Origin of the sequence: Janthinobacterium sp. P210005, assembly GCF_036231865.1 — a bacterium.
Taxonomy (GTDB): Bacteria; Pseudomonadota; Gammaproteobacteria; order Burkholderiales; family Burkholderiaceae_D; genus Janthinobacterium; species Janthinobacterium kumbetense.
Map to the genome: position 1 here is coordinate 719,367 of NZ_JAZARC010000002.1, position 18,676 is coordinate 738,042.

Annotated in this window: 18 protein-coding genes; 11 read left to right on the forward strand and 7 right to left on the reverse strand. The window is 64.7% G+C overall.

Translation table 11 applies throughout. The features are described from left to right. Nucleotides 1-15: 15 nt before the first annotated feature. Together VPH40_RS13220 and VPH40_RS13225 are read right to left on the reverse strand one after the other, a co-directional pair. Entirely contained in the window at nt 16-1,116 is a 1,101-nt protein-coding gene (locus VPH40_RS13220) for an efflux RND transporter periplasmic adaptor subunit (RefSeq protein WP_328573638.1), read from the reverse strand. 58 nt (nt 1,117-1,174) lie between these two features. Then, nucleotides 1,175-1,657 carry a DUF2165 family protein gene (locus VPH40_RS13225; RefSeq protein ID WP_328573639.1) on the reverse strand — a complete coding sequence of 161 codons (483 nt, stop codon included), beginning with the start codon at nt 1,655-1,657 and terminating at the stop codon, nt 1,175-1,177. 125 nt (nt 1,658-1,782) lie between these two features. Between VPH40_RS13225 and VPH40_RS13230 the strand changes: the two genes are divergently transcribed. After that, entirely contained in the window at nt 1,783-2,442 is a 660-nt protein-coding gene (locus VPH40_RS13230; protein WP_099665986.1) for a helix-turn-helix transcriptional regulator, read from the forward strand. Here the strand turns inward: VPH40_RS13230 and VPH40_RS13235 are convergent. After that, nucleotides 2,439-3,716, reverse strand: a complete 1,278-nt coding sequence (locus VPH40_RS13235) for an MFS transporter (protein WP_328573640.1) — start codon at nt 3,714-3,716, stop codon at nt 2,439-2,441. The genes VPH40_RS13230 and VPH40_RS13235 overlap by 4 nt on opposite strands. A gap of 112 nt (nt 3,717-3,828) precedes the next feature. On the opposite strand from VPH40_RS13235, the gene VPH40_RS13240 reads away from it, so the two are divergent. Next, nucleotides 3,829-4,728: a LysR substrate-binding domain-containing protein gene (locus VPH40_RS13240; protein WP_328573641.1), complete on the forward strand. Its 900-nt coding sequence runs from the start codon at nt 3,829-3,831 to the stop codon at nt 4,726-4,728. Nucleotides 4,729-4,815: 87 nt separating this feature from the next. Here VPH40_RS13240 and VPH40_RS13245 read toward each other — a convergent pair whose 3' ends face one another. Both VPH40_RS13245 and VPH40_RS13250 read right to left on the reverse strand, forming a co-directional pair. Further along, nucleotides 4,816-5,115 carry a hypothetical protein gene (locus tag VPH40_RS13245; protein WP_289906039.1) on the reverse strand — a complete coding sequence of 100 codons (300 nt, stop codon included), beginning with the start codon at nt 5,113-5,115 and terminating at the stop codon, nt 4,816-4,818. Between the two features lie 166 nt (nt 5,116-5,281). Further along, nucleotides 5,282-6,322, reverse strand: a complete 1,041-nt coding sequence (locus tag VPH40_RS13250; RefSeq protein WP_305053640.1) for a class I SAM-dependent methyltransferase — start codon at nt 6,320-6,322, stop codon at nt 5,282-5,284. A 130-nt stretch (nt 6,323-6,452) separates the two neighbouring features. Here VPH40_RS13250 and VPH40_RS13255 point away from each other — a divergent pair, with 130 nt between their 5' ends. Both VPH40_RS13255 and VPH40_RS13260 read left to right on the forward strand, forming a co-directional pair. Then, complete coding sequence (locus VPH40_RS13255) at nt 6,453-7,349, forward strand: helix-turn-helix transcriptional regulator (RefSeq protein WP_305053639.1); 897 nt, start codon at nt 6,453-6,455, stop codon at nt 7,347-7,349. A 55-nt stretch (nt 7,350-7,404) separates the two neighbouring features. Then, nucleotides 7,405-7,815 carry a VOC family protein gene (locus VPH40_RS13260; protein WP_099668299.1) on the forward strand — a complete coding sequence of 137 codons (411 nt, stop codon included), beginning with the start codon at nt 7,405-7,407 and terminating at the stop codon, nt 7,813-7,815. 148 nt (nt 7,816-7,963) lie between these two features. Here VPH40_RS13260 and VPH40_RS13265 read toward each other — a convergent pair whose 3' ends face one another. After that, a complete protein-coding gene (locus VPH40_RS13265) occupies nt 7,964-10,834 on the reverse strand; it encodes an insulinase family protein (protein ID WP_328573642.1) in 2,871 nt (956 codons plus the stop codon). A gap of 283 nt (nt 10,835-11,117) precedes the next feature. Between VPH40_RS13265 and VPH40_RS13270 the strand changes: the two genes are divergently transcribed. From VPH40_RS13270 to VPH40_RS13290, 5 genes are all read left to right on the forward strand, one after another. Next, nucleotides 11,118-12,530 carry a HAMP domain-containing sensor histidine kinase gene (locus VPH40_RS13270; protein ID WP_251349647.1) on the forward strand — a complete coding sequence of 471 codons (1,413 nt, stop codon included), beginning with the start codon at nt 11,118-11,120 and terminating at the stop codon, nt 12,528-12,530. Next, entirely contained in the window at nt 12,527-13,069 is a 543-nt protein-coding gene (locus tag VPH40_RS13275; RefSeq protein ID WP_289906045.1) for a hypothetical protein, read from the forward strand. The genes VPH40_RS13270 and VPH40_RS13275 overlap by 4 nt, the downstream gene beginning before the upstream one ends. Continuing rightward, complete coding sequence (locus VPH40_RS13280; RefSeq protein WP_099665994.1) at nt 13,066-14,433, forward strand: sigma 54-interacting transcriptional regulator; 1,368 nt, start codon at nt 13,066-13,068, stop codon at nt 14,431-14,433. Before VPH40_RS13275 ends, VPH40_RS13280 begins: the two co-directional genes overlap by 4 nt. A gap of 267 nt (nt 14,434-14,700) precedes the next feature. Further along, nucleotides 14,701-15,063, forward strand: a complete 363-nt coding sequence (locus VPH40_RS13285) for a BON domain-containing protein (RefSeq protein WP_034752546.1) — start codon at nt 14,701-14,703, stop codon at nt 15,061-15,063. A 212-nt stretch (nt 15,064-15,275) separates the two neighbouring features. Further along, on the forward strand, nt 15,276-16,280 hold the full coding sequence (locus VPH40_RS13290) for a bile acid:sodium symporter family protein (protein ID WP_099665995.1): 1,005 nt from the start codon (nt 15,276-15,278) through the stop codon (nt 16,278-16,280). Here the strand turns inward: VPH40_RS13290 and VPH40_RS13295 are convergent. Beyond that, on the reverse strand, nt 16,277-17,059 hold the full coding sequence (locus VPH40_RS13295) for a sterol desaturase family protein (protein WP_328573643.1): 783 nt from the start codon (nt 17,057-17,059) through the stop codon (nt 16,277-16,279). The genes VPH40_RS13290 and VPH40_RS13295 overlap by 4 nt on opposite strands. Before the next feature lie 166 nt (nt 17,060-17,225). On the opposite strand from VPH40_RS13295, the gene modA reads away from it, so the two are divergent. Both modA and modB read left to right on the forward strand, forming a co-directional pair. Beyond that, nucleotides 17,226-17,984, forward strand: a complete 759-nt coding sequence (gene modA, locus VPH40_RS13300; protein WP_099665997.1) for a molybdate ABC transporter substrate-binding protein — start codon at nt 17,226-17,228, stop codon at nt 17,982-17,984. A 15-nt stretch (nt 17,985-17,999) separates the two neighbouring features. After that, nucleotides 18,000-18,671 carry a molybdate ABC transporter permease subunit gene (modB, locus tag VPH40_RS13305; RefSeq protein ID WP_099665998.1) on the forward strand — a complete coding sequence of 224 codons (672 nt, stop codon included), beginning with the start codon at nt 18,000-18,002 and terminating at the stop codon, nt 18,669-18,671. Nucleotides 18,672-18,676 lie beyond the last annotated feature (5 nt).

Consider the following 18,676-nt stretch of genomic DNA (forward strand, 5'->3'; position numbering starts at 1 on the left):
GGTGCTGGCCTTTCCTTAAGAACCGGCCTTGGGCGCGGCGCGTTTCGCCTCGTCCAGGGTATTGGCGACGGCCTGCACGGCCATGCCGTCGGCCAGTTTCAGCTGGCCCGAGGCGACCACGCGCTGCCCTTCGCGCAAGCCGTCGAGGATGGCCACGCGGCCCCCGGCCCGCTCGCCCAGTTTGACGCCCACGCGCTTGACGGTGAGCGGCTGTTTTCCTTCCTGCTGCGCGACGAATACCGTATCGCCATACGCGCTGTAGGTCACGGCCGTTTCCGGCACCGTCAGCTGCTGGCCAGCCTCGCGGGCCACGCGCACGTTCGCGTACATGCCCGCCTTGAGGGCGCCGCGCGGATGGCTCAGCGCCGCCTGCACCTGCACCATGCGCGAGCGGGCGACCAGCGGGTCGATGGCGTTGATCTTCGCCGTGAAGATTTCATGCGGATAGGCGTCCACCAGCACTTGCACGGCCTGTCCCGGCGCCAGTGTCGCGCTGCTCTGTTCATCGAGGGCGAAGTTCACCAGCAAGGCCTTCGTGTCGATCAGGCTGGCCACCGTGTCGGCCGCGTTCAGGTACTGGCCCGCGTGCACCTTGCGGATGCCCAGCTGCCCGGCGAACGGCGCGCGGATGGTCTTTTGCGCGATCAGCGCTTCCGTCTGGCGCACGTCGCCCAGGGCCGCGTCGCGCGCGGCCAGCGCCGCATCGAGCTGCTCCTGCGTGGCGGCCTTTTCCCTGACCATCTGCACCGTGCGGGCATGGCTGCTTTCCGCGTTTTTCAGCTGTGCGCGCTGGCGCAGCAGCATTGCCTGTTCCTGGGCGTCATTGAGCTGTACCAGCACGGCGCCGGCCGCCACGCTCTGGCCCGACTCGAAGCGGATCTGCGTGACGCGCCCGCCCGTTTCGGCCGCCACCTGCACCTGGCGCGCCGCTTCCAGTTCGCCCACGCCCGCAAAAAAGCGTTCCTGCGTGCCCAGCACGACGGGAACCAGCGCCACCTTGGTGGCGGGGTAGGCGGCGGCATCGGCCGCATGCGAGTTGGCGCGCGGATACAGCGCGGCGCCCGCGACGGCCAGGGCGATGGCCAGCGCGGAAGCGCCGACGAGTTTCGTATTCATGATGAGGTCCTTTACTGCATTGAAAGGGAGAAAGAAGAAGAGGCGCAGCGGAGGCTGGTCAGGTCCGCTGCGCGTTGAAGAGGAAGAACAAACCCAGGGTCCACAGCAGCAGCACCAGGTGCGTCGTCTGCAAGCTTTCCTGGGCGATCCAGTAGCCGAACCACAGGCCGCCCAGGTGCATCAGCAGCAGGAAGGCGGCCATGGCGCACAGGGCCAGGTTCAGCCAGGGCAACGCTTGCGTCAGGGAAGCGCCGAGGAGCAGCGCCACGCCTGTCCAGGCGGCGATGGCGGCCAGCAGTTGCAGCGTCAGCACCGTCAACAGGCTCAGGCGGTGCAAGACCAGGGACGTGAGCGCGCGGCGCAGCAGCGGCGTCTGGATGGTCGGGTCCTGGCGCAGCGGGTCCATGCGCATGGTGTTGCCGATGGCCCAGACGGCGCCGTGGAAGGCGTGCAGGTTGTTGAGGGCGGCCAGGGTGAGCCAGAGGGCCAGGCCGATGGCGAGGATGGCGTGAAACAGCCAGATCGAGTGAGACAGTTGCATGGGAAAATCCTGTCAAAAGAGTACCTTGCCGGCATGCGGACGTGGAAACTCCTCGACAGCGGGGAGCTACCGGCCTATTATGCAAGCAATTAGTTGGTTAACTGGCCCCATGATAGTTGAGTGAAATGAATTACACAAGTAAACGTTTGGATAATCAAGAGGCGCCGCAAACGACGGAGCGCATCCTGTATTTCATCAAGACCAAGGGACCCGTCTCCACGGCGACCCTGGCCAAGACCCTGGACATGACGGGCGAGGCGGCGCGTCAGCAAGTGCAAAAGCTGGTGGCGGCGGGTCTCATCGAGGGGCGCCAGGAAGCGCAGGCGGGCGCCGGGCGGCCGCGCCAGAACTGGGTCTTGACGGAGGCGGGCAATGCGCGCTTTCCCGACACGCATGCGCAGCTGACGATCAAGCTGATCGGTTCCGTGCGCCAGCTGTTCGGCGAGGCGGGGCTGGATAAACTGATCACCCAGCGCGAAGAGGAAAGCCGCAGCGCGTATGCGCTGGCGTGCTCGGCGCCGGACTTGCCCACGCGCTTGCAGCAGCTGGCGGCCGTGCGCGATGAAGAGGGTTATATGGCGCGCGTGGAAGCGGATGGCGACGACTGGCTGCTGATCGAAGACCACTGCCCCATCTGCGCCGCCGCCCGCACCTGCCAGGGTTTTTGCCGCTCCGAATTGCAGCTGTTCCAGGAAGTGGTGGGACCGTGCGCGAGCATCGTGCGCGAGCAGCATGTGCTGGCCAATGCCATGCGCTGCGTCTACCGCATTTCTGTCTTGCCCTAAGCCTTGGGAAACAGGGGCCAGGTGCCTAGCGCCACCAGCCCAGCCAGCCACCACACGACGGGCCAGCTGCTGGCCGCCAGCAAGTGCGGGATGGCGATCGGCGTGAGGAACAGGCCTACATACACGGCCGTGTTCGCCATGCCCAGGGCCGTGCCCGCGTTGGCGCCGCCCGCTTCCGTTGCCAGCTCCGTGTAGGCCACGCCATGCCAGGCGGACACGGCGATGCCGGCGGCCACCACGGCGGCCATCAGCAGCCAGCCCGGCGCCTGCAGCCAGGCGATGCATCCCAGCACAATGAACGACGCCAGCGCCACCAGGGCCGAGCCGCGCAGATAGGCGGGCCGGTTCGCGTGGCGGTCCGTGTGGCGTCCGCTCCAGATGCGCATCACCATGGCGCCCGCCTGCAGGGCCACCATCACGGCCGTGATGGCGGCCAGTCCCAGGCGGCCATGGTCGTGCAGGAAGACGGTGGCATAGCTGAGCACGGCAAACTGGGGCACGCACAGCAAGCCGATGGCGGCCACCATGCGCCAGACTTTGCGGTTTTTGAGTGGACCTTGCAGCGGCGGAGGCGGCTTGACCCCAAACAGGCCCGTGGACGCGTTTTGCGGCCCCGTGGCGACCTCGGCAGAGAAGTCAGGCTCATGCATCCATCGCCACGTAAAAAACGCCGACAGGCCGCATACGAGGGCCAGGGCGCCAAACACGGGCATGAAGCCGTAACGTGACGCCAGGCTGGGCAGGACGAGGGCGCCGAGGCCGCCGCCGAGCGGCACGGCCGTCTGGCGGATGCTCATGGCGAAACCCCGTTCGCCCGCGCCGAACCAGCGCATCACGGCGCGCCCGCTGGCACCATTCACGCTGCCGCCCAGCACGCCGACCAGTGCCAGTCCGGCCGCCAGCGCCCATAACGGCGGCACAGACCCGTCAGCGGGTGTGATCCACAGCAGCAAGGTCAATAGGGCCAGCATGGTGCCCAGCAAGCCCGTCAGCAGCACGGGCCGGTCGCCCCAGCGGTCGGTGGCCATGCCCCATGGCAATTCTGTCAGGGCCACGCCCAGGCCCATGGCGCCCAGCGCCACCCCCAGTTGCGTATTGCTCAGGTGATAGCCGCTGCGCAGCCAGATGGCCGTCGTGGGCATGCCGTTGGCGGCGGCGGAAAAGCTGGCATTGGCCGCCACGCCGACGGCCAGCACCTTCCAGCGGTGGGCATCGCCCAGCGCGGGCGCGGTGGCGGGGACAGGAACAGGAACGGCTGGGCAGCTGGTGGTCATGGCAGGGAGGGGAAAGTGGTTGACCCTGACAGTGTTGCGCAGTACGATCGTTCTGAATATCAGATAATTTACTAGTCACCATCCCATAAAACAGGACGATTGCATTTGCGCCATGAGCTTGCTGAATTTTGACATCGCCTTCTTGCGCAGCTATGTGGCTGGCATCGAGCTGGGCAGCTTTGCCCGCGCGGCGGACAAGGTGGGCCGCTCCACCTCGGCCGTCAGCGCGCAGCTGAAAAAACTCGAGGAGCAGGCGGGCATGCCCCTGTTCCGCAAGGATGGCCGGGGCCTGGCGCTGACACCGGCCGGCGAAGTGCTGCTCGGCTATGCACGCCGCCTGCTGGAACTCAACGACGAGGCGGCCGTCGCCTTGCGCGGCGCGGAACTGGAAGGCTGGATCAGGCTCGGTTTGCAGGAAGATTTCGGCGAAGCCTTGCTGCCCGACGTGCTGGGACGCTTTGCCCGCGCGCATCCGAAAGTGCGCATCGAGGCGCACGTGGCGCGCAACACGGCCCTGATGCAAGGGCTGGCCATGGGCCAGCTGGACCTGGCCCTGCTGTGGGGCGGCGCCTGCATCACCGACGTGGCTGAGTATCCGCAGCCGCAGCGCCAGCATATTGCCGAGCAGGCCATGCGCTGGATCGCCTCGTCCAGCCTGGCCTGGCAGCCTGAATCGGGCGAGCCCTTGCCGCTCATTACCTTCGACCGCGACTGCCTGTTCCAGCGCTGCGCTACGCAGGCGCTGGACCATGCCGGCATCGCCTGGCGCACGGCGTTTACCAGTCCCAGTCTGGCGGGACTGTGGGCGGCGGCGGCCGCCGGGCTGGGCGTGACGGTGCGCACCAGCCTGGGCTTGCCGTCTTCCGTCTGCGCGCTCGACCACGTGGCGGCGGGCTTGCCCGCCCTGCCCCCGCTGTCGCTGGAACTGCTGCGCGCCTCCAGCGTGCCCAGGCCGCCCGTCGAGCGGCTGGCTGGCCTGATCATCGACGCGTTGCGGGACAGCCCCGCTTGATACTGGCGAGCGGAAACGGGCGCCGTGGGACATCGGCATGCATCGGTCCCGGCGCGGGCTGCCGGCGCAGGCTTACCGTGGCTGTTCTCAGTTTGCTCGCCAATGGAAACAGATTCCATCTTGCATGATCTGCAAATCAGCTATGTTCCGCTGCATGCCGCTGTGCGTGTCGAGTACGCAAAAATCGCATGACTGAATTTCCTGTTCCAATCGGTCTGCCTCGACGAAAAGCTGATCGTTGGCGGCTTGTTCCAGATTTTTGAATAAGGTCGCGTATGCGGCAAAGGCTGCCGTGGGAAGAAAAGTCCCGAGAACAAGCGCATTCTCGGACAGGACGACAATTTCTCCGAGGATCGTTCCAGAACGATCAGATAGTGTCAGGCTCATAGGGCGATGGACATTTTGGTGCTATCTCAGATGCGTGATGCGGGGTTTGTCATGGTTCAGCGTTCAGCGCTATCGCTGCGCAGCCAGTATTCAACCACATGGGCGCAGCGCTTGCCATGCGATGCATCAAATGGCGCTTGCGGCAGCGCGCTGCGCGGGGACGGATTCACGCTCCATCCTTGCGCGCAATCAGCACCTGCACGGGCGCCATGGGGAAGTCGCTGGCGCTGTATTGCTCCACTTGCCGCCAGCCCGTGTCGCGCAGCAGCTGCGCCAATTCTCCCTGCTGGGTTACCGTGCGGCCCAGCATGCGCATCGGCAAGTAATACGGCAGCACGCGCGCCGCGTCGCCGGCTGCCGGGGCGATTTCCGCCTGCACGCAAACGAAGACGCCACCGGGTGTCAACGCCGCATGGATCTTGCGCAAGGCTGCCGCCATGTCGGGCACGAAATGCAGCACGGACGAGCACCAGATGAGGTCGTAGCCGCTGCCGATATCGTCGCTGGCCAGGTCGCCGCCCACAGTCTCCAGGCGGTCAGACAGTTGCGCATGGGCGATGTTCGCGGCTGCCACGGCCACCGTTTCCGGCCAGTCGAAGACGCCGCCGTGCAAGCCCGCATGGGCTTGCGCCAGCGCAATGGCAACCCAGCCCGGTCCGCCGCCCAGGTCGAGCAGGCGCAGCGGCGTGTGGCCGTCTGCAAACGGGGCGATGCGCTGCATCACGGACAGGGCTGCGCGCATGGTGACGGCGCGTTGTTCCTGGCCAATTTGCTGCTGCGCGGCAATGGCCCAGTTGATGCCACTTGCCGTGCTGTAGGGCGCGGCCTTGCCGCCCTCGCGCACCAGCGTACTCAGCTGGGTGGCGAAATGGCGCAGCGCATGCAGCCGGTACAGCCAGGCGTCGCCGCAAAAGGCCTCGGAGTCGCGGCAGAAATACTGCAAGGTGGCGGCCGTGCAGCGGTAGTGCTGCGCATCAGCATCGGCCGCATCGCGTTCCAGCACCTGCATGCTCCACAGTAATTCCAGCAGCAGCGCCGTGTGCGGTGCGTGCAGCGACAGGGCGTCGGCCAGTTGCGTCGGCGTGTGCGGCGTGGCCAGCAATTCGAAAATGCCCAATTCCAGGGCGGCGGCCAGTCCATCGGCCTGGACGGGCGCGACGGCCAGATCCCAATACGGTTGCAAGGCGTGTTGTGTGGTGAATGGCATGGTGCTTCCTTTCGGTGAGGTGGGCAAGAGCACCTATTTTATGCAACAATGAGAATAATTATCATTTGCATTTGTATGCGGCACGGCGCATTTCGTATGCGCGACGGCGCGCGGGAAAACAGGGGGAGCGATGAGGGAACAGGACAGGGAAGCGGCAGGCTGGACGCGGCGCCAGCTGGACCCCGGGATGGGCGAGTGCCGCGCTGACCAGCGCCAGGTCGACCAGGGTTTGCTGCTCGTGCATTCCGATTACCGTCCGCGCCTTGCGCTCGTCGAGCAATCGAAGCATGACGATGCGGGCGGCATGGTGATCACCATCGGCCTGGAAGGCGTGTCCGGCTACACGACGCGCGATGGCGAACAATTGCGTTTCCGGGCCGGCCATACGACGGTGACGGCGTTTCGGCACGTCAGCGGCGAGCGCCGTTTCGAGGCGAATCAGCGGGCGGCGCAATTGCGCGTGCTGGTCGATGAAGACGCGCTGGCGCGCTACTGGCCGCAAGGCCTGGCGTCACTGCTGCCCCACGGCGGCGCGCGCCAGCTGGCGCATGCGGCCACCACGGCGGCGTCCGCTTTGCAGGCGCGGGCGCTGCTGCGCGCGACGGATCCGCTGGCCGTGCATATCGGCGTGCTCAGTGTCCTGGCGGAACAGTTGCGGGCGCTGCGGCCGGCGCCCGTGCCCGCTTCCATCCCGCGCTGGTCCGAGGCCGAGATGATCAAGCTGGAGCGTGTCCATGCGCTGATGCAGGAACAGATGGCGCAAGACCTGACGCTCGATTACCTGTGCGCGCAAGCGGGCCTGAGCTTGTTCAAGCTCAAGCAGGGATGGCGCTACCGCTACAACGACAGTCCGCAGCGCACCCTGCTGGCGTTGCGCATGCAGCGGGCAAAGTTACTGCTGGAAAATGGTTGCCAGGTGGCGCAGGCGGGCTGGCAAACCGGCTATCGCCATCCGTCCAATTTCAGCGCTGCGTTCAGCCGCTATTTCGGCTACGTGCCGAAGACCGTGGGACGCGCTGGCCCGTAAAAAGCCGGTGTAGAATCGGCGGGCAGCATTTTTCATCTCACTTGAAGGAGACATGATGGCCCGCAAAATATTTGTCAATCTGCCCGTCCAGTCGCTGGAACGCTCCGTGGCGTTTTTCACGGCGCTGGGCTTCAGTTTCAATGCCCATTTCACGGATGAAACGGCAACGTGCATGATCGTCGCCGACGACATTTTCGTGATGCTGTTGACGCACGACAAATTCAAGCAATTTACGCCCAAGCAGCTGTGCGATACCAAGGTGGCGACGGAAGTGCTCGTGTGCCTGTCGGCCGAAAGCCGCGGTGAAGTCGATGCGCTGGTGGCGAAGGCCGTCCAGGCGGGCGGCAGCATCTACAAGGAGCCGATGGATTTCGGCTTCATGTATGGCCACAGTTTCCAGGACCTGGATGGACATCAATGGGAGTTGATGTTCATGGAGCCGAACGCCGTACCTGGAAACGCCTGACCAAACCTACTGCGCGTCGCGCTTTGCGGCCGGCGATGCTCACCGTACCAGATTACGGTTGCGCTTCTCGGCCACAAATCACTGCCGCTCGCTACGGTTTTGTCAGGCGTTGCAACAGCCAAGTCAAAACACTTGTTAAGCCCACGCCTTAGCTGGCCAGCGCCAGCAGATCGACCACGTCCAGGCCCGCCAGGTCTTGCGTCGTGTTGCCCGCAAACGCGGCGCGGCTCTGCTGGCCGTTTTTCAGCCAGGTGCGCGTGACTTCCTTGATCTGGCTCAGGGTGCAGGTCAATACGCCCGTGCGGAATTGCTGGCGCACGGCTTCCGTCGTGCCGCGCTGCTGCATGTTCCACGCCGTCAGCGCTTCCGCGTACGGCGAATGGGGCTTGTCGAGGCCCTTGATGACGCAGATGATGGCTTCTTCCACTTGTTCCTGCGAGAAATCGCCATCGAGGATTTGATCCAGGGTCGTGCCGAAGTCGGCGTACGTGCCGGCCAGGCGCGGATCGCGGTAGGAACTCAAGGTAAACGTGCCGGCGCCGGCCGCATAGCTGGCGCTGCCGCCATACGCGCCGCCTTTTTCGCGCAGGGCCGTATGCAGCACCTGGTTGGTCATCAGTTCGGCGGCGACGGCCAAGGCGGACGCGTCCGGATTGTGCACGCCAGGCACGGCCCAGGAAACGAAGCAATGGTTGATCTGGCTCGTCGCATGCAGGGCCGTGTTGGCCAGCGGCAAGGCTGCCGGCGCTGGCGTTTCAGTCGCTGCGGCGGCATCCGTGCTGGCTGCCGGCAATTCCAGCAAGCGGGCCAGGGTGATGCCATCCTGCTCCAGGCCGGCGCACAGCACGGTTGGCTGCTGGGCGATGATGTGCGCGTGCAGGGTGTCGAGCTCGCGCGCGATTTCCTGCAAGCCCTCGGAAGTCTTGCTCAGCTGCTGCAAACGGCGGTAGAACGGCAAGGCCGCCGGGCCGCCGACGATGTCGTCGAAGCGGCGCGTGGGCGACAGCGGTGCCGCCGCGGCCAGCATGGCGTAGCGGTTGCCCGATTCGGACAGGCTGCTCAATTTGTCTTGCACCAGGCTTTCGATCAGGAAAGCCAGGCGCTCTTCTTCATCGAAGCGGGGCTTGGCGATCCAGGCCGACAGCACGGCGGCGATGGCCGCGTGTTCTTCGCGCAAGCCGCTGGCCGAGAACGACAATTCCACGCGCATCGCCTGTTGCGGGCGGGGAATGGCTTCCAGGCCGATGTGGAACGATGGCACCATGCTCTGGCGCCAGGCGCTGGCGTCGTCGAACGACATGTCGCCCACGCCCAGTTCCGGCGCCAGGTCCGTGTACAGGCGCAGCCATGGCCACGACGCTTCCGGCAAGCCGGACACGTCGTACAGCACATTGGCATAGCTGATGCCGTTCGAGGCAATGCTGAAGGCCACGGCGCCGTCGACGGCCGGGGGAATCGGCAGTGCCGGGCGCGGCAGCGCGCTGACGTCGCCGGGGCGGATGCGCGGCAAGACTTCGGAATTCGACGGCAGCTGCTGATGCGCTTCCAGCGCGGCGGACTCGGCGATGATGTGCTCGCGCTCGGCGTCCGTCAGCTTCGCCTGCAGGGCCGCCAGCGTGGCGTCTTCCTGCGCGGCGCGGTCCGTGAAGTAGGCGCTGTCGGGCACCACGTGCGTCGTCAGACGGGTTGGATTGGCGATCAGCTCGCGCACCAGTTGCTTGAAGAATTCCGGGTCTTCGATTTGCTGTTCCAGGGTTTCCAGGATGTCCGCATTGTCGAAGGCATCCATGACGTTGCCGTCGTACATGGCCAGCGGCAAGGCGTGCAGCAGGCGGCCCAGGCCGTAAGGCATGCGGCCGCTGCTGATTTCGCGCTGGCTGTATTTGATATCGCGCAAGGCCGCGTGCAGCACGGCGGCGGGAATGCCCTCTTGCGCCGTCTCTTCCAGGGCCGTCCAGATGCGCTGGTGCGCGTCGGCGATCTGTTCCTGCGTCAAGCCTTCCATGCCGATGTGGAACACCATCTGGCGGATGCCCGCATCGCGGCCATTCATGTCCGACGGGCGGCCATAGCCGGCCGATTCCATGGCGCGCATGACGGGCGCCGACGATTCGCCCAGCAAGCCGTGCGACAGCAAATGCGCGTGGTAGTAGGCGATGGGATCGCTCGACTCGCCCATCAGCCAGGCGAATTGCAGGCCGAATTCATCGTCGCGCGCTTCCTGCGATGGAATTTTCACCACGTTTTCCTGCGGCGCCGTCCACGCGGGCGCCAGTTGCGGCAGGCGGCGCGGGCTGAAGCCGCTGAGCTTGGACAGCACGCGTTCGGCCACCTGCTCTTGCACGGCCGACGCTTCGATATTGCCGGCGGTCATGATCACGGCTTGCGAAGGGTGATAGTGGCTGGCGTGGAATTCTTTCAGCATTTCATGCGTCAGCTCGGGGATCACCAGCGGATCGCCGCCCGATTCCACTTCATACGTCGTGCCCTTGAGCAAGGCGCTGGCGATGCCGCTGTCGAGCGCGCGCATGGGGCTGTTGAAGGCGCCCTTCATTTCGTTGAAGACGATGCCCTGGTACACCAGCTTGTCGCCTTCGAACGCATGGCGCCAGCCTTCCTGGCGGAAATTCAGGTAATCGAGATTCGGGAAGAAGGCGGCGTCCAGATATACGTCGAGCAGGTTGAAGAAATCCTTGCGGTCGGTGCTGGCGAACGGGTACACGGTGCGGTCCGGGTAGGTCATCGCATTCATGAAGGTGGCCGTCGAGCGGCGCAACATCGAGAAGAAGGGGTCGCGCACCGGGTAGCGGGCCGAGCCGCACAAGGCCAGGTGCTCGAGGATGTGGGCGCGCCCGTCGCTTACTTCCGGCACAGTGGGAAAGGCCACCAGGAACACCATCTCAGCCTGCTCGGTATGCATGTGGATATGGCGCATGCCCGTTGCTGGCTCGACATATTGCTCGATGGTTGCCTGCAAGACTGGAATGAAGTTGCTGCTGACTTTTTCAAATGTGCTCATGCGGTATGGGATCTCTGCGGTAGGTGATTCGGAGTGTCGGTGGGGCTGCATCACATGTGGGGGCAAAGTGGCGTAATGCCAGGGCCGGGGCCACTTTGATGCCTGTATGAAGCTTTTCCCTATTGTACTAGGAGTATCTGCGCGCCGCCGCCGTGGCTTGCTTGCCGATCGCAAAAGCAACAACATTGTCAGATCGCCTATTTTTTGACAGGTGGCGCCCCGCGATGAACGCTTAGCGTACCATGCGCCTTTTGCACTCCAGACTGAACCGAAGGCGCCCACCTTGTCCCGACTTTCCTTTCGCCAACTGCTATTTGCCGCCTTCATTTTGACGACGGGCATTTTGACGGCCACCTCCGTGCAAGCCCTGCTGACCCTGGAACACCTGGCGCGGCTGGGGCGCGAGACGGCGGCGCAGGCGATTGCCCTGACGGAACAGTCGCAGCGCCTGTCCGAGCGCACGCTGGCCATGGAGCGCAGCGCGCGCCAATTCCTCGTGCTCGACGATCCCGTCTTCCGCGAGCGCTACGCGGCGGCCCGCGACGAAGCGACGGCGGCGCTGCAAGTGCTGAACCGGGCCACGCCCGAGTTCGCCCCGCAACTGGCCGACGAATGGACGGTGCAGGCGCAAGCGGCGTGGGAAGTCTTGCAAGCGGGTAAGCGCCGCAAGCGCGATGGCCACGCCGTCGTGTACCGCGCGTTTGCCCGCATGACGCAGATCAATGACAGCCTGGCGCGCGAAAGCAAGACGGAAATCGGCAGCCGCAACGATGCCCTGCTGGCCGAGCTGGAACGCCAGCGCCGCCTGCTGGGCGTGCTGGTCGGCGGCGCCGTGCTGCTGGCGGCCGTGCTGGCCACCTGCTTCGGCTTTCTGTTGTCGCGCCCGCTGCGCCGCATCGAGACGGCCATCGAGCGCCTGGGCGACAAGCGCTACGACCAGCCCATCGTCGTCGGCGGCCCGGCCGACACGCGCCGCCTGGGCCAGCAGCTCGACTGGCTGCGCCAGCGCCTGGCCGATCTCGATGCCGACAAGGAACGTTTTCTGCGCCACATCTCGCATGAGCTGAAAACCCCGCTGGCGGCCCTGCGCGAAGGCGTGGCCTTGCTGGAAGACGAAGTCGCGGGCAAGCTCAGCGACGGTCAGCGTGAAATCGCCGGCATCCTGCAGCAAAACACGGCGTCCCTGCAAACCCAGATCGAAGACTTGCTGCGCTACAATACCGCCGCTTTTGATGCCCAGCATTTGGCGCGCAGCAAGGTGGACTTGCTGGTCTTGCTGCAAGATGTGGTGGCCGGGCAGCGCCTGCAATGGCTGGCGCGCCGCTTGACGGTCGAGGTGCAGGGCGCGTCGCTGATCGTGCAGGCCGACCGCGACAAGCTGGCCACGGCCCTGGCGAACCTGCTGTCGAATGCCGTGCGCTTCAGCCCGGAAGGCGGCACCGTGCGTTTCACCCTGTCTGGCGAAGGCGGCCGCGTGCGCATCGATTGCACCGACGAGGGCGCCGGCGTGGCGCCCGAGGACGCCGCGCGCATCTTCGAGCCGTTTTACCAGGGCGTGCGCCAGGCGGCCGGCGCGCGCAACGGCAATGGCATCGGCCTGTCCATCGTGCGCGAATATATCGCCGCCCACGATGGCAGCGTCACTCTTTTACCGCGCCCCGCCGGCGCGCATTTTCGGATAGAACTGCCCTTATGATGACGAGAATTCCCCTGGCCGGCATGGCCGCCTGCGCGCTGCTGTTGGGCGCTTGCGCCGCCAAGCCCCCCACCCAGACGCCCGTGCTGGTGCAGACGCCGCCGCGCGTGGTGGTGGTAGCCGATCCCCAGCTGACGGAACTGCTGGCGTATCAAAGCGCCTTGCGCCTGATGACGCCGTCGGAACTGGTGAAGGCGCAGCTGGACCTGGCGAAGGCCGATCACGCGCCGCACAACACGCTGCGCCGCGCCATGCTGCAGGCGGCCTTGCGCGGTCCCGGCGACCTGGCCCGCGCGCAAGCCTTGCTGGAACCGCTGGCCACGGCCACGGGCAAGGACGCGCAACTGCTGGCGCCGCTGGCGCAATTGCTGGGCAGCCAGTATGCGGAACTGCGCCGCCAGGACGAGGGCATCGACAAGCTCAACACGCAGCTGCGCGACGCCCAGCGCCGCATCGACCAGCTCAATGAAAAGCTCGAGGCGCTGAAAAACATCGAGCGCAGCCTGTCCGTGCGCCCCGCCGCGGGAGCGCCGAAATGAGCGAGCACGCCCACATCTTGCTGGTCGACGACGATCCCGACCTGTTGCGCCTGCTGACCATCCGCTTGAAGGCGGGCAACTATCGCGTGACGGCAGTGGGCAGCGCGGAAGCGGCGCTGGCGCGCCTGGCCGTGGAATTGCCCGCCCTGGTTATTACCGACGTGCAATTGCCGGGCCGCGACGGCCTGGCCCTGTTCGATGAAATCCGCCGCCAGCATGCGGCCCTGCCCGTCATTTTGCTCACAGCCCACGGCACCATTCCCGACGCCGTCGACGCGACGGCGCGCGGCGCGTTCGCCTATCTGACGAAACCGTTCGACGGCAAGCTGCTGATGGAAAAGGTGGCGTATGCGATCAACCTGTCCACCGTCATGCCGGCGCCCGCGTCCGGCGACGAGAGCTGGCGCGCCGAATTGATCAGCCGCAGCGCGCAGATGGCCGAGCTGCTGGCCGAAGCCAAGCTGGTGGCCGGGTCCGACGCCAGCATCCTGATCCGCGGCCCCAGCGGCACGGGCAAGGAATTGCTGGCGCGCGCCCTGCACAACGCCAGCCGCCGCGCGAAGGCGCCGTTCATCGCCGTCAACTGCGGCGCCATTCCCGAGCAGTTGCTGGAATCGGAACTGTTCGGCCACGTGAAGGGCTCGTTTACGGGCGCCGTCGGCAACCGCGAAGGCTTGTTCCAGGCGGCCGATGGCGGCACCCTGTTCTTGGATGAGATCGGCGACATGCCGCTGCCGCTGCAGGTGAAACTGCTGCGGGTGCTGCAGGAGCGGGCCGTGCGCCCCGTGGGCGCCGACCAGACGCGTCCGGTGGACGTGCGCTTGTTGTCCGCCACGCACCGCGACCTGGACGTGGCGATGGCCGAGGGGCAATTCCGCGAAGACTTGTATTACCGCCTCAATGTCGTGACCTTGACCCTGCCGCCGCTGGCCGAGCGCCGCGAAGACATCGCCTTGCTGGCGAATCATTTCCTGCAGAAGCTGGCGGCCAAATATGAGAAACCCCTGAACGGCTTTGCGCCCGACGCTTTGACGGCCCTGGTGGCGGCGCCTTGGCCCGGCAATGTGCGCCAGCTGGTCAATGTCGTCGAGCAAGTGTGCGCGCTGGCCACGGCGCCGCTGGTGCCCTTGAGCCTGGTGCAGCGGGCCTTGCGCGTGCCCTCGCTGGAAGCGCTCAGCTACAACGAAGCGAAGCAGCGCTTCGAGCGCGACTACCTGATACAACTGTTGCGCCTGACGGACGGCAACGTGGCCGACGCGGCCCGCCTGGCCGACCGCAACCGCACGGAGTTCTACCGTTTATTGCAGAAATACGAGCTGACGCCGGCCCTGTTCCGCGGCGAAGGCGACCCTGTCGCTGAATAGCGACAAAAATAAAGTATTAATAATCAACGACTTATTGTAAAACATTGATATTGTTGCCACAGGCTGTCGCTGGCAGACGACAAAAAGCCCGGATTTTCGGCCCGGAACGCCGCGAAACGGGCAGGAAAAATCGAGTCTAAAGCTAAGTCGTTGATTTTTAATGGAAATTAAAAGCTGGCACGGTGCTTGCTGTATGGGTAGATGTGACGCTTCAAAGTGTTGCTTTATCCAAGTAAGAAGCTTTTAACTTCATTGAGAGGAACTACCATGCAAACATCGAAACTGTTCAATACCCTGGTTGCCGCTATCGTACTGTCGGGCGCCTCGATCACCGCTTCGCATGCCGCTGACTCCGCACCAAAAGCACAAGCTCCTGCTGACACCGTTGTGGCCGCCAACGCCGCCGCTGCCGTCCCTGATGAAACCATCACTTCCTCGGCCAAGGCCGCCCTGAGCGCCGATGCGCAAGCCGCTGCCCTGCCCGTCAAGGTGGCAACCCAGCAAGGTGTGGTCGTCCTGTCGGGCGACGTGCCGAGCGCCGAAGCGGGTGACCGCGTCGTGCAGATCGTCGCTTCCGTGAGCGGCGTGAAAGAAATCAAGAACGAGCTGAAAGTCAAAGCCGCCGGCTAAGCCCTCGCGCTGTACTTTACTCCGGGTTGCCCTGTCTGCGGACAGGGCATTTTTTTGTCCGCACGGTTTGACCCGGCCAGCCATGCCGATGCCGCCAGGCAAGGAGCAGGGAAATACAAGTAGAATAGCCAGCACTGGCGCCGCTCCCGGCGCTGTTTGTCATCCCCGGCACAGCATTCTGTTGCAAGGCTGCGCCGTTACCAGGCTACCGCATGTCTTCTTTTTCTCCCGCTGCCCTGTTGCGCAATCTGAAACCCGATAACTTCACCATCGCCCTGCTCGTCACCGTGGCGCTGGCCACTTTCCTGCCCTGCACGGGCCAGACGGCCGTGGTCTTCGGCAATATCACCACCGTCGCCATCGGCGCCCTGTTCTTCCTGCACGGCGCCAAGCTGTCGCGCGAAGCCGTGGTGGCCGGCGCCATGCACTGGCGCCTGCACTTGCTGGTGCTGGCCAGCACCTTTGTCCTGTTTCCTCTGCTGGGCCTGGCACTGCGCCCGCTGGCGCTGACCTTCCTCACGCCCGACTTGTACATGGGCATCTTGTTCCTGTGCGCCTTGCCGTCCACCGTGCAGTCCTCCATTGCCATGACCGCCATGGCGCGCGGCAACGTGCCGGCCGCCATCTGCAGCGCTTCGGCCTCGAACTTCATCGGTATTTTCCTCGCTCCCCTCCTGGTGGGCTTGCTGGTGGCCAAGGGCGCGGAAAGCAAGTCGTCGGTGGACGCCGTGCTGTCCATCGTCCTGCAGTTGCTGCTGCCCTTCCTGGCCGGCCAGTTCCTGCGCCGCTGGATCGGCCGCTGGGTCGACCGCCACAAGGCCACCCTGAAGTACGTCGACCAGGGTTCGATCTTGCTGGTGGTCTATACGGCCTTCAGCGAAGCCGTCAGCGAAGGCCTGTGGCATACGATTTCGGTGGAAACGCTGGTGGCCCTGGGCCTGATCAGCCTGCTGCTGCTGGCGCTGGTGCTGGGTATTTCGACCTTTGTCAGCCGCCGCCTGGGTTTCAACAAGGAAGATGAAATCGCCATCGTCTTTTGCGCCTCGAAGAAGAGCCTGGCCAGCGGCGTGCCCATGGCCAAGGTGCTGTTCTCCACGCGTTCGCTGGGCATGGTGATCTTGCCGCTGATGTTGTTCCACCAGATTCAGCTGATGATTTGCGCCGTGATCGCGCAAAAGTATGCGCGGCGCGACGAGGCGGCGGCGGTGCGCGTCTAGGGGATGGATGGGGCCTTGCTGCGCACCGGCCACGTCAGCGCGTCAAGCAAGGTGCCCGGCGCCTTGCCCGTGTCCAGCCCCGTCGGGGGATATTCTCCCGCGCGGGGAATATGGTGGGTGCCGAACAGCCAGTCGAAGACGGGGAACAGCCCCGCGAAATTGCAGTTGAAATGCTCGGCTTGCACCGAGTGATGAACGCGATGGTACTGCGGTGAATTGCACAGCATCCAGTAACGGCCAAAGCCGACCCGGACATTCATGTGCGGGAAAACATGATACAAGCTCAGTATCCCGTACATTCCCAGAATCACCATATTGGTCTTGAATAAGATCCCCGCCAGCAGATAGATACTGAGTGCCTTGATGCCCGCTTCGGCCCAATAGTGCCGCGTCGTTGTGCTGGCATTCATGGCCGTATCGCTGTGATGGAAGGAATGCATGGCCCACATGGTGGGTACGCGGTGTTGCACGCGATGAAAGACGTATTCCAGAAAATCCATGGTCAGGGCATACGCGAGGAAGGCCGGCGCCAGCATCCAGCCTGAAGAGGCTAGATTGATGAGCCCGCCGCCGGCCGCATTGACAAGCTGTACCGTGACGATGGCCGTGAGCGGGGCCAGCATGGCGCCGCTGGCGGCATAGATGAGCATATACGCAAGATTGAAGCGTGACGCCCCGGAGGGCTGTTGCTGCAGGGGATGCCGCCTCTCGATGAGCAATGCCAGAAGAATGACCGCCAGGAGCATCAGGGGGCCAAGCAGTAGCGCTGCGTATCCCATCGTTTAACCCTGGAAAGTAGTGGATAGTTGTCTCTTGTTAAAAATAGTCCGCCCATTCCCGTCTGTCAATGTCATTGGCGTTGCCTTGACCCATGCAATGGCAGAACGCTATATATAAGTGTATATTACGCTCCTTGTTCACTGTTCACTTTACAAGGATACGATCATGCGCCTCACCTCCCTCGCCCGCCTGCTTGGCACCGCCCTGCTGGCCACCGCCGCCACCTCCGCCCTTGCCGGTGAAGTGGTGGTGTCGGCCGCGGCCAGCCTGACGAATGCGTTCAAGGATGCGGCGCAGAGCTACGAGGCGCAGTATCCGGGCAGCAAGGTGTCCCTGAACTTCGCCGCCTCGGGCGTGCTGCTGCAACAGATCGTCAAGGGCGCGCCCGTGGACGTGTTTGCCTCGGCCGACCAGGAAACCATGGATGCGGCGCAAAAGCAGGGCTTCGTCCTGCCGGCCGACCGCATGGATTTCGTCGGCAACAGCCTGGTGCTGATCGTGCCGCACGATAGCAAGCTGGGCATCAAGAACTTGAGCGACCTGACGCACAAGAGCGTGACCCGCGTGGCCATCGCCAATCCGGCCAGCGTGCCCGTCGGCCGTTACTCCGAAGGCGCGCTGAAGAAGGCGAAGCTGTGGGATGCCGTGCAGCCCAAGGCCATCGGCACGCAGAACGTGCGCCAGTCGCTCGACTACGTGGCGCGCGGCGAAGTCGATGCGGGCTTTGTCTACGCCACCGACGCGGCCATCATGAAAGACAAGGTGAACGTGGTGCTGGACGTGCCATTGGACGCGCCCGTGCTGTACCCGATCGCCACCATCAAGGACAGCGCCAACCAGGCTGAAGCGAAGCGCTTCGTCAGCTACCTGCAGACGGCGCCGGCGCAAGCCATCCTCGCCAAGTACGGTTTCAAGAAGCCATAAGGTAAACGAACGCGCATGGATATCGCCTGGACCGCGCTGGCCCTGTCGCTCAAGGTAGCGGCGTGGGCCACAGCGCTCAATTTGCTGCTCGGCATCGGTACGGGCTATGTGCTGGCGCGCACGCGTTTTCCCGGGCGCGAGCTGCTCGACGCCCTCATGACCCTGCCGATGGTGATGCCGCCCACCGTGCTCGGCTATTACCTGCTGGTGCTGCTGGGCCGGCGCGGCACGATGGGCATCTGGCTGCAGGACAACTTCGGCATCAATCTCATCTTTACGTGGCAAGGCGCCGTGATCGCCTCCACGGTGGTCGCCTTTCCCCTCGTCTTCAAGCCCGCGCGCGCCGCCTTCGAAGCGGTCGATGGCCAGCTGGAGCAGGCGGCCCGCGTGCTGGGCATCTCGGAAATGGCGATCTTTTTCCGCGTGACCTTGCCGCTGGCCTGGCGCGGCATCCTCGCCGGCGTGCTGCTGGGCTTTGTGCGCGCGCTGGGCGAGTTCGGCGCCACCCTGATGGTGGCCGGCAGCATCCCCGGCAAGACGCAGACCTTGTCGGTGGCCGTGTTTGAAGCCGTGCAGGCGGGCCAGGACGAGGTGGCCAATACGCTGGTGCTGATTATCTCCCTGGTCTGCATCGTGGTGCTGCTGTCGGCGGGCCGCCTGGCGCCCGGACGCATCGCGCACAAATGACGCAG

Coding starts and splice junctions, on each gene's coding strand:
- VPH40_RS13220 (WP_328573638.1), bottom strand. CDS start 1,116: ATGAATACGAAACTCGTCGGCGCTTCCGCGCTGGCCATCGCCCTGGCC.
- VPH40_RS13225 (WP_328573639.1), bottom strand. CDS start 1,657: ATGCAACTGTCTCACTCGATCTGGCTGTTTCACGCCATCCTCGCCATC.
- VPH40_RS13230 (WP_099665986.1), top strand. CDS start 1,783: ATGAATTACACAAGTAAACGTTTGGATAATCAAGAGGCGCCGCAAACG.
- VPH40_RS13235 (WP_328573640.1), bottom strand. CDS start 3,716: ATGACCACCAGCTGCCCAGCCGTTCCTGTTCCTGTCCCCGCCACCGCG.
- VPH40_RS13240 (WP_328573641.1), top strand. CDS start 3,829: ATGAGCTTGCTGAATTTTGACATCGCCTTCTTGCGCAGCTATGTGGCT.
- VPH40_RS13245 (WP_289906039.1), bottom strand. CDS start 5,115: ATGAGCCTGACACTATCTGATCGTTCTGGAACGATCCTCGGAGAAATT.
- VPH40_RS13250 (WP_305053640.1), bottom strand. CDS start 6,322: ATGCCATTCACCACACAACACGCCTTGCAACCGTATTGGGATCTGGCC.
- VPH40_RS13255 (WP_305053639.1), top strand. CDS start 6,453: ATGAGGGAACAGGACAGGGAAGCGGCAGGCTGGACGCGGCGCCAGCTG.
- VPH40_RS13260 (WP_099668299.1), top strand. CDS start 7,405: ATGGCCCGCAAAATATTTGTCAATCTGCCCGTCCAGTCGCTGGAACGC.
- VPH40_RS13265 (WP_328573642.1), bottom strand. CDS start 10,834: ATGAGCACATTTGAAAAAGTCAGCAGCAACTTCATTCCAGTCTTGCAG.
- VPH40_RS13275 (WP_289906045.1), top strand. CDS start 12,527: ATGATGACGAGAATTCCCCTGGCCGGCATGGCCGCCTGCGCGCTGCTG.
- VPH40_RS13280 (WP_099665994.1), top strand. CDS start 13,066: ATGAGCGAGCACGCCCACATCTTGCTGGTCGACGACGATCCCGACCTG.
- VPH40_RS13285 (WP_034752546.1), top strand. CDS start 14,701: ATGCAAACATCGAAACTGTTCAATACCCTGGTTGCCGCTATCGTACTG.
- VPH40_RS13290 (WP_099665995.1), top strand. CDS start 15,276: ATGTCTTCTTTTTCTCCCGCTGCCCTGTTGCGCAATCTGAAACCCGAT.
- VPH40_RS13295 (WP_328573643.1), bottom strand. CDS start 17,059: ATGGGATACGCAGCGCTACTGCTTGGCCCCCTGATGCTCCTGGCGGTC.
- modA (WP_099665997.1), top strand. CDS start 17,226: ATGCGCCTCACCTCCCTCGCCCGCCTGCTTGGCACCGCCCTGCTGGCC.
- modB (WP_099665998.1), top strand. CDS start 18,000: ATGGATATCGCCTGGACCGCGCTGGCCCTGTCGCTCAAGGTAGCGGCG.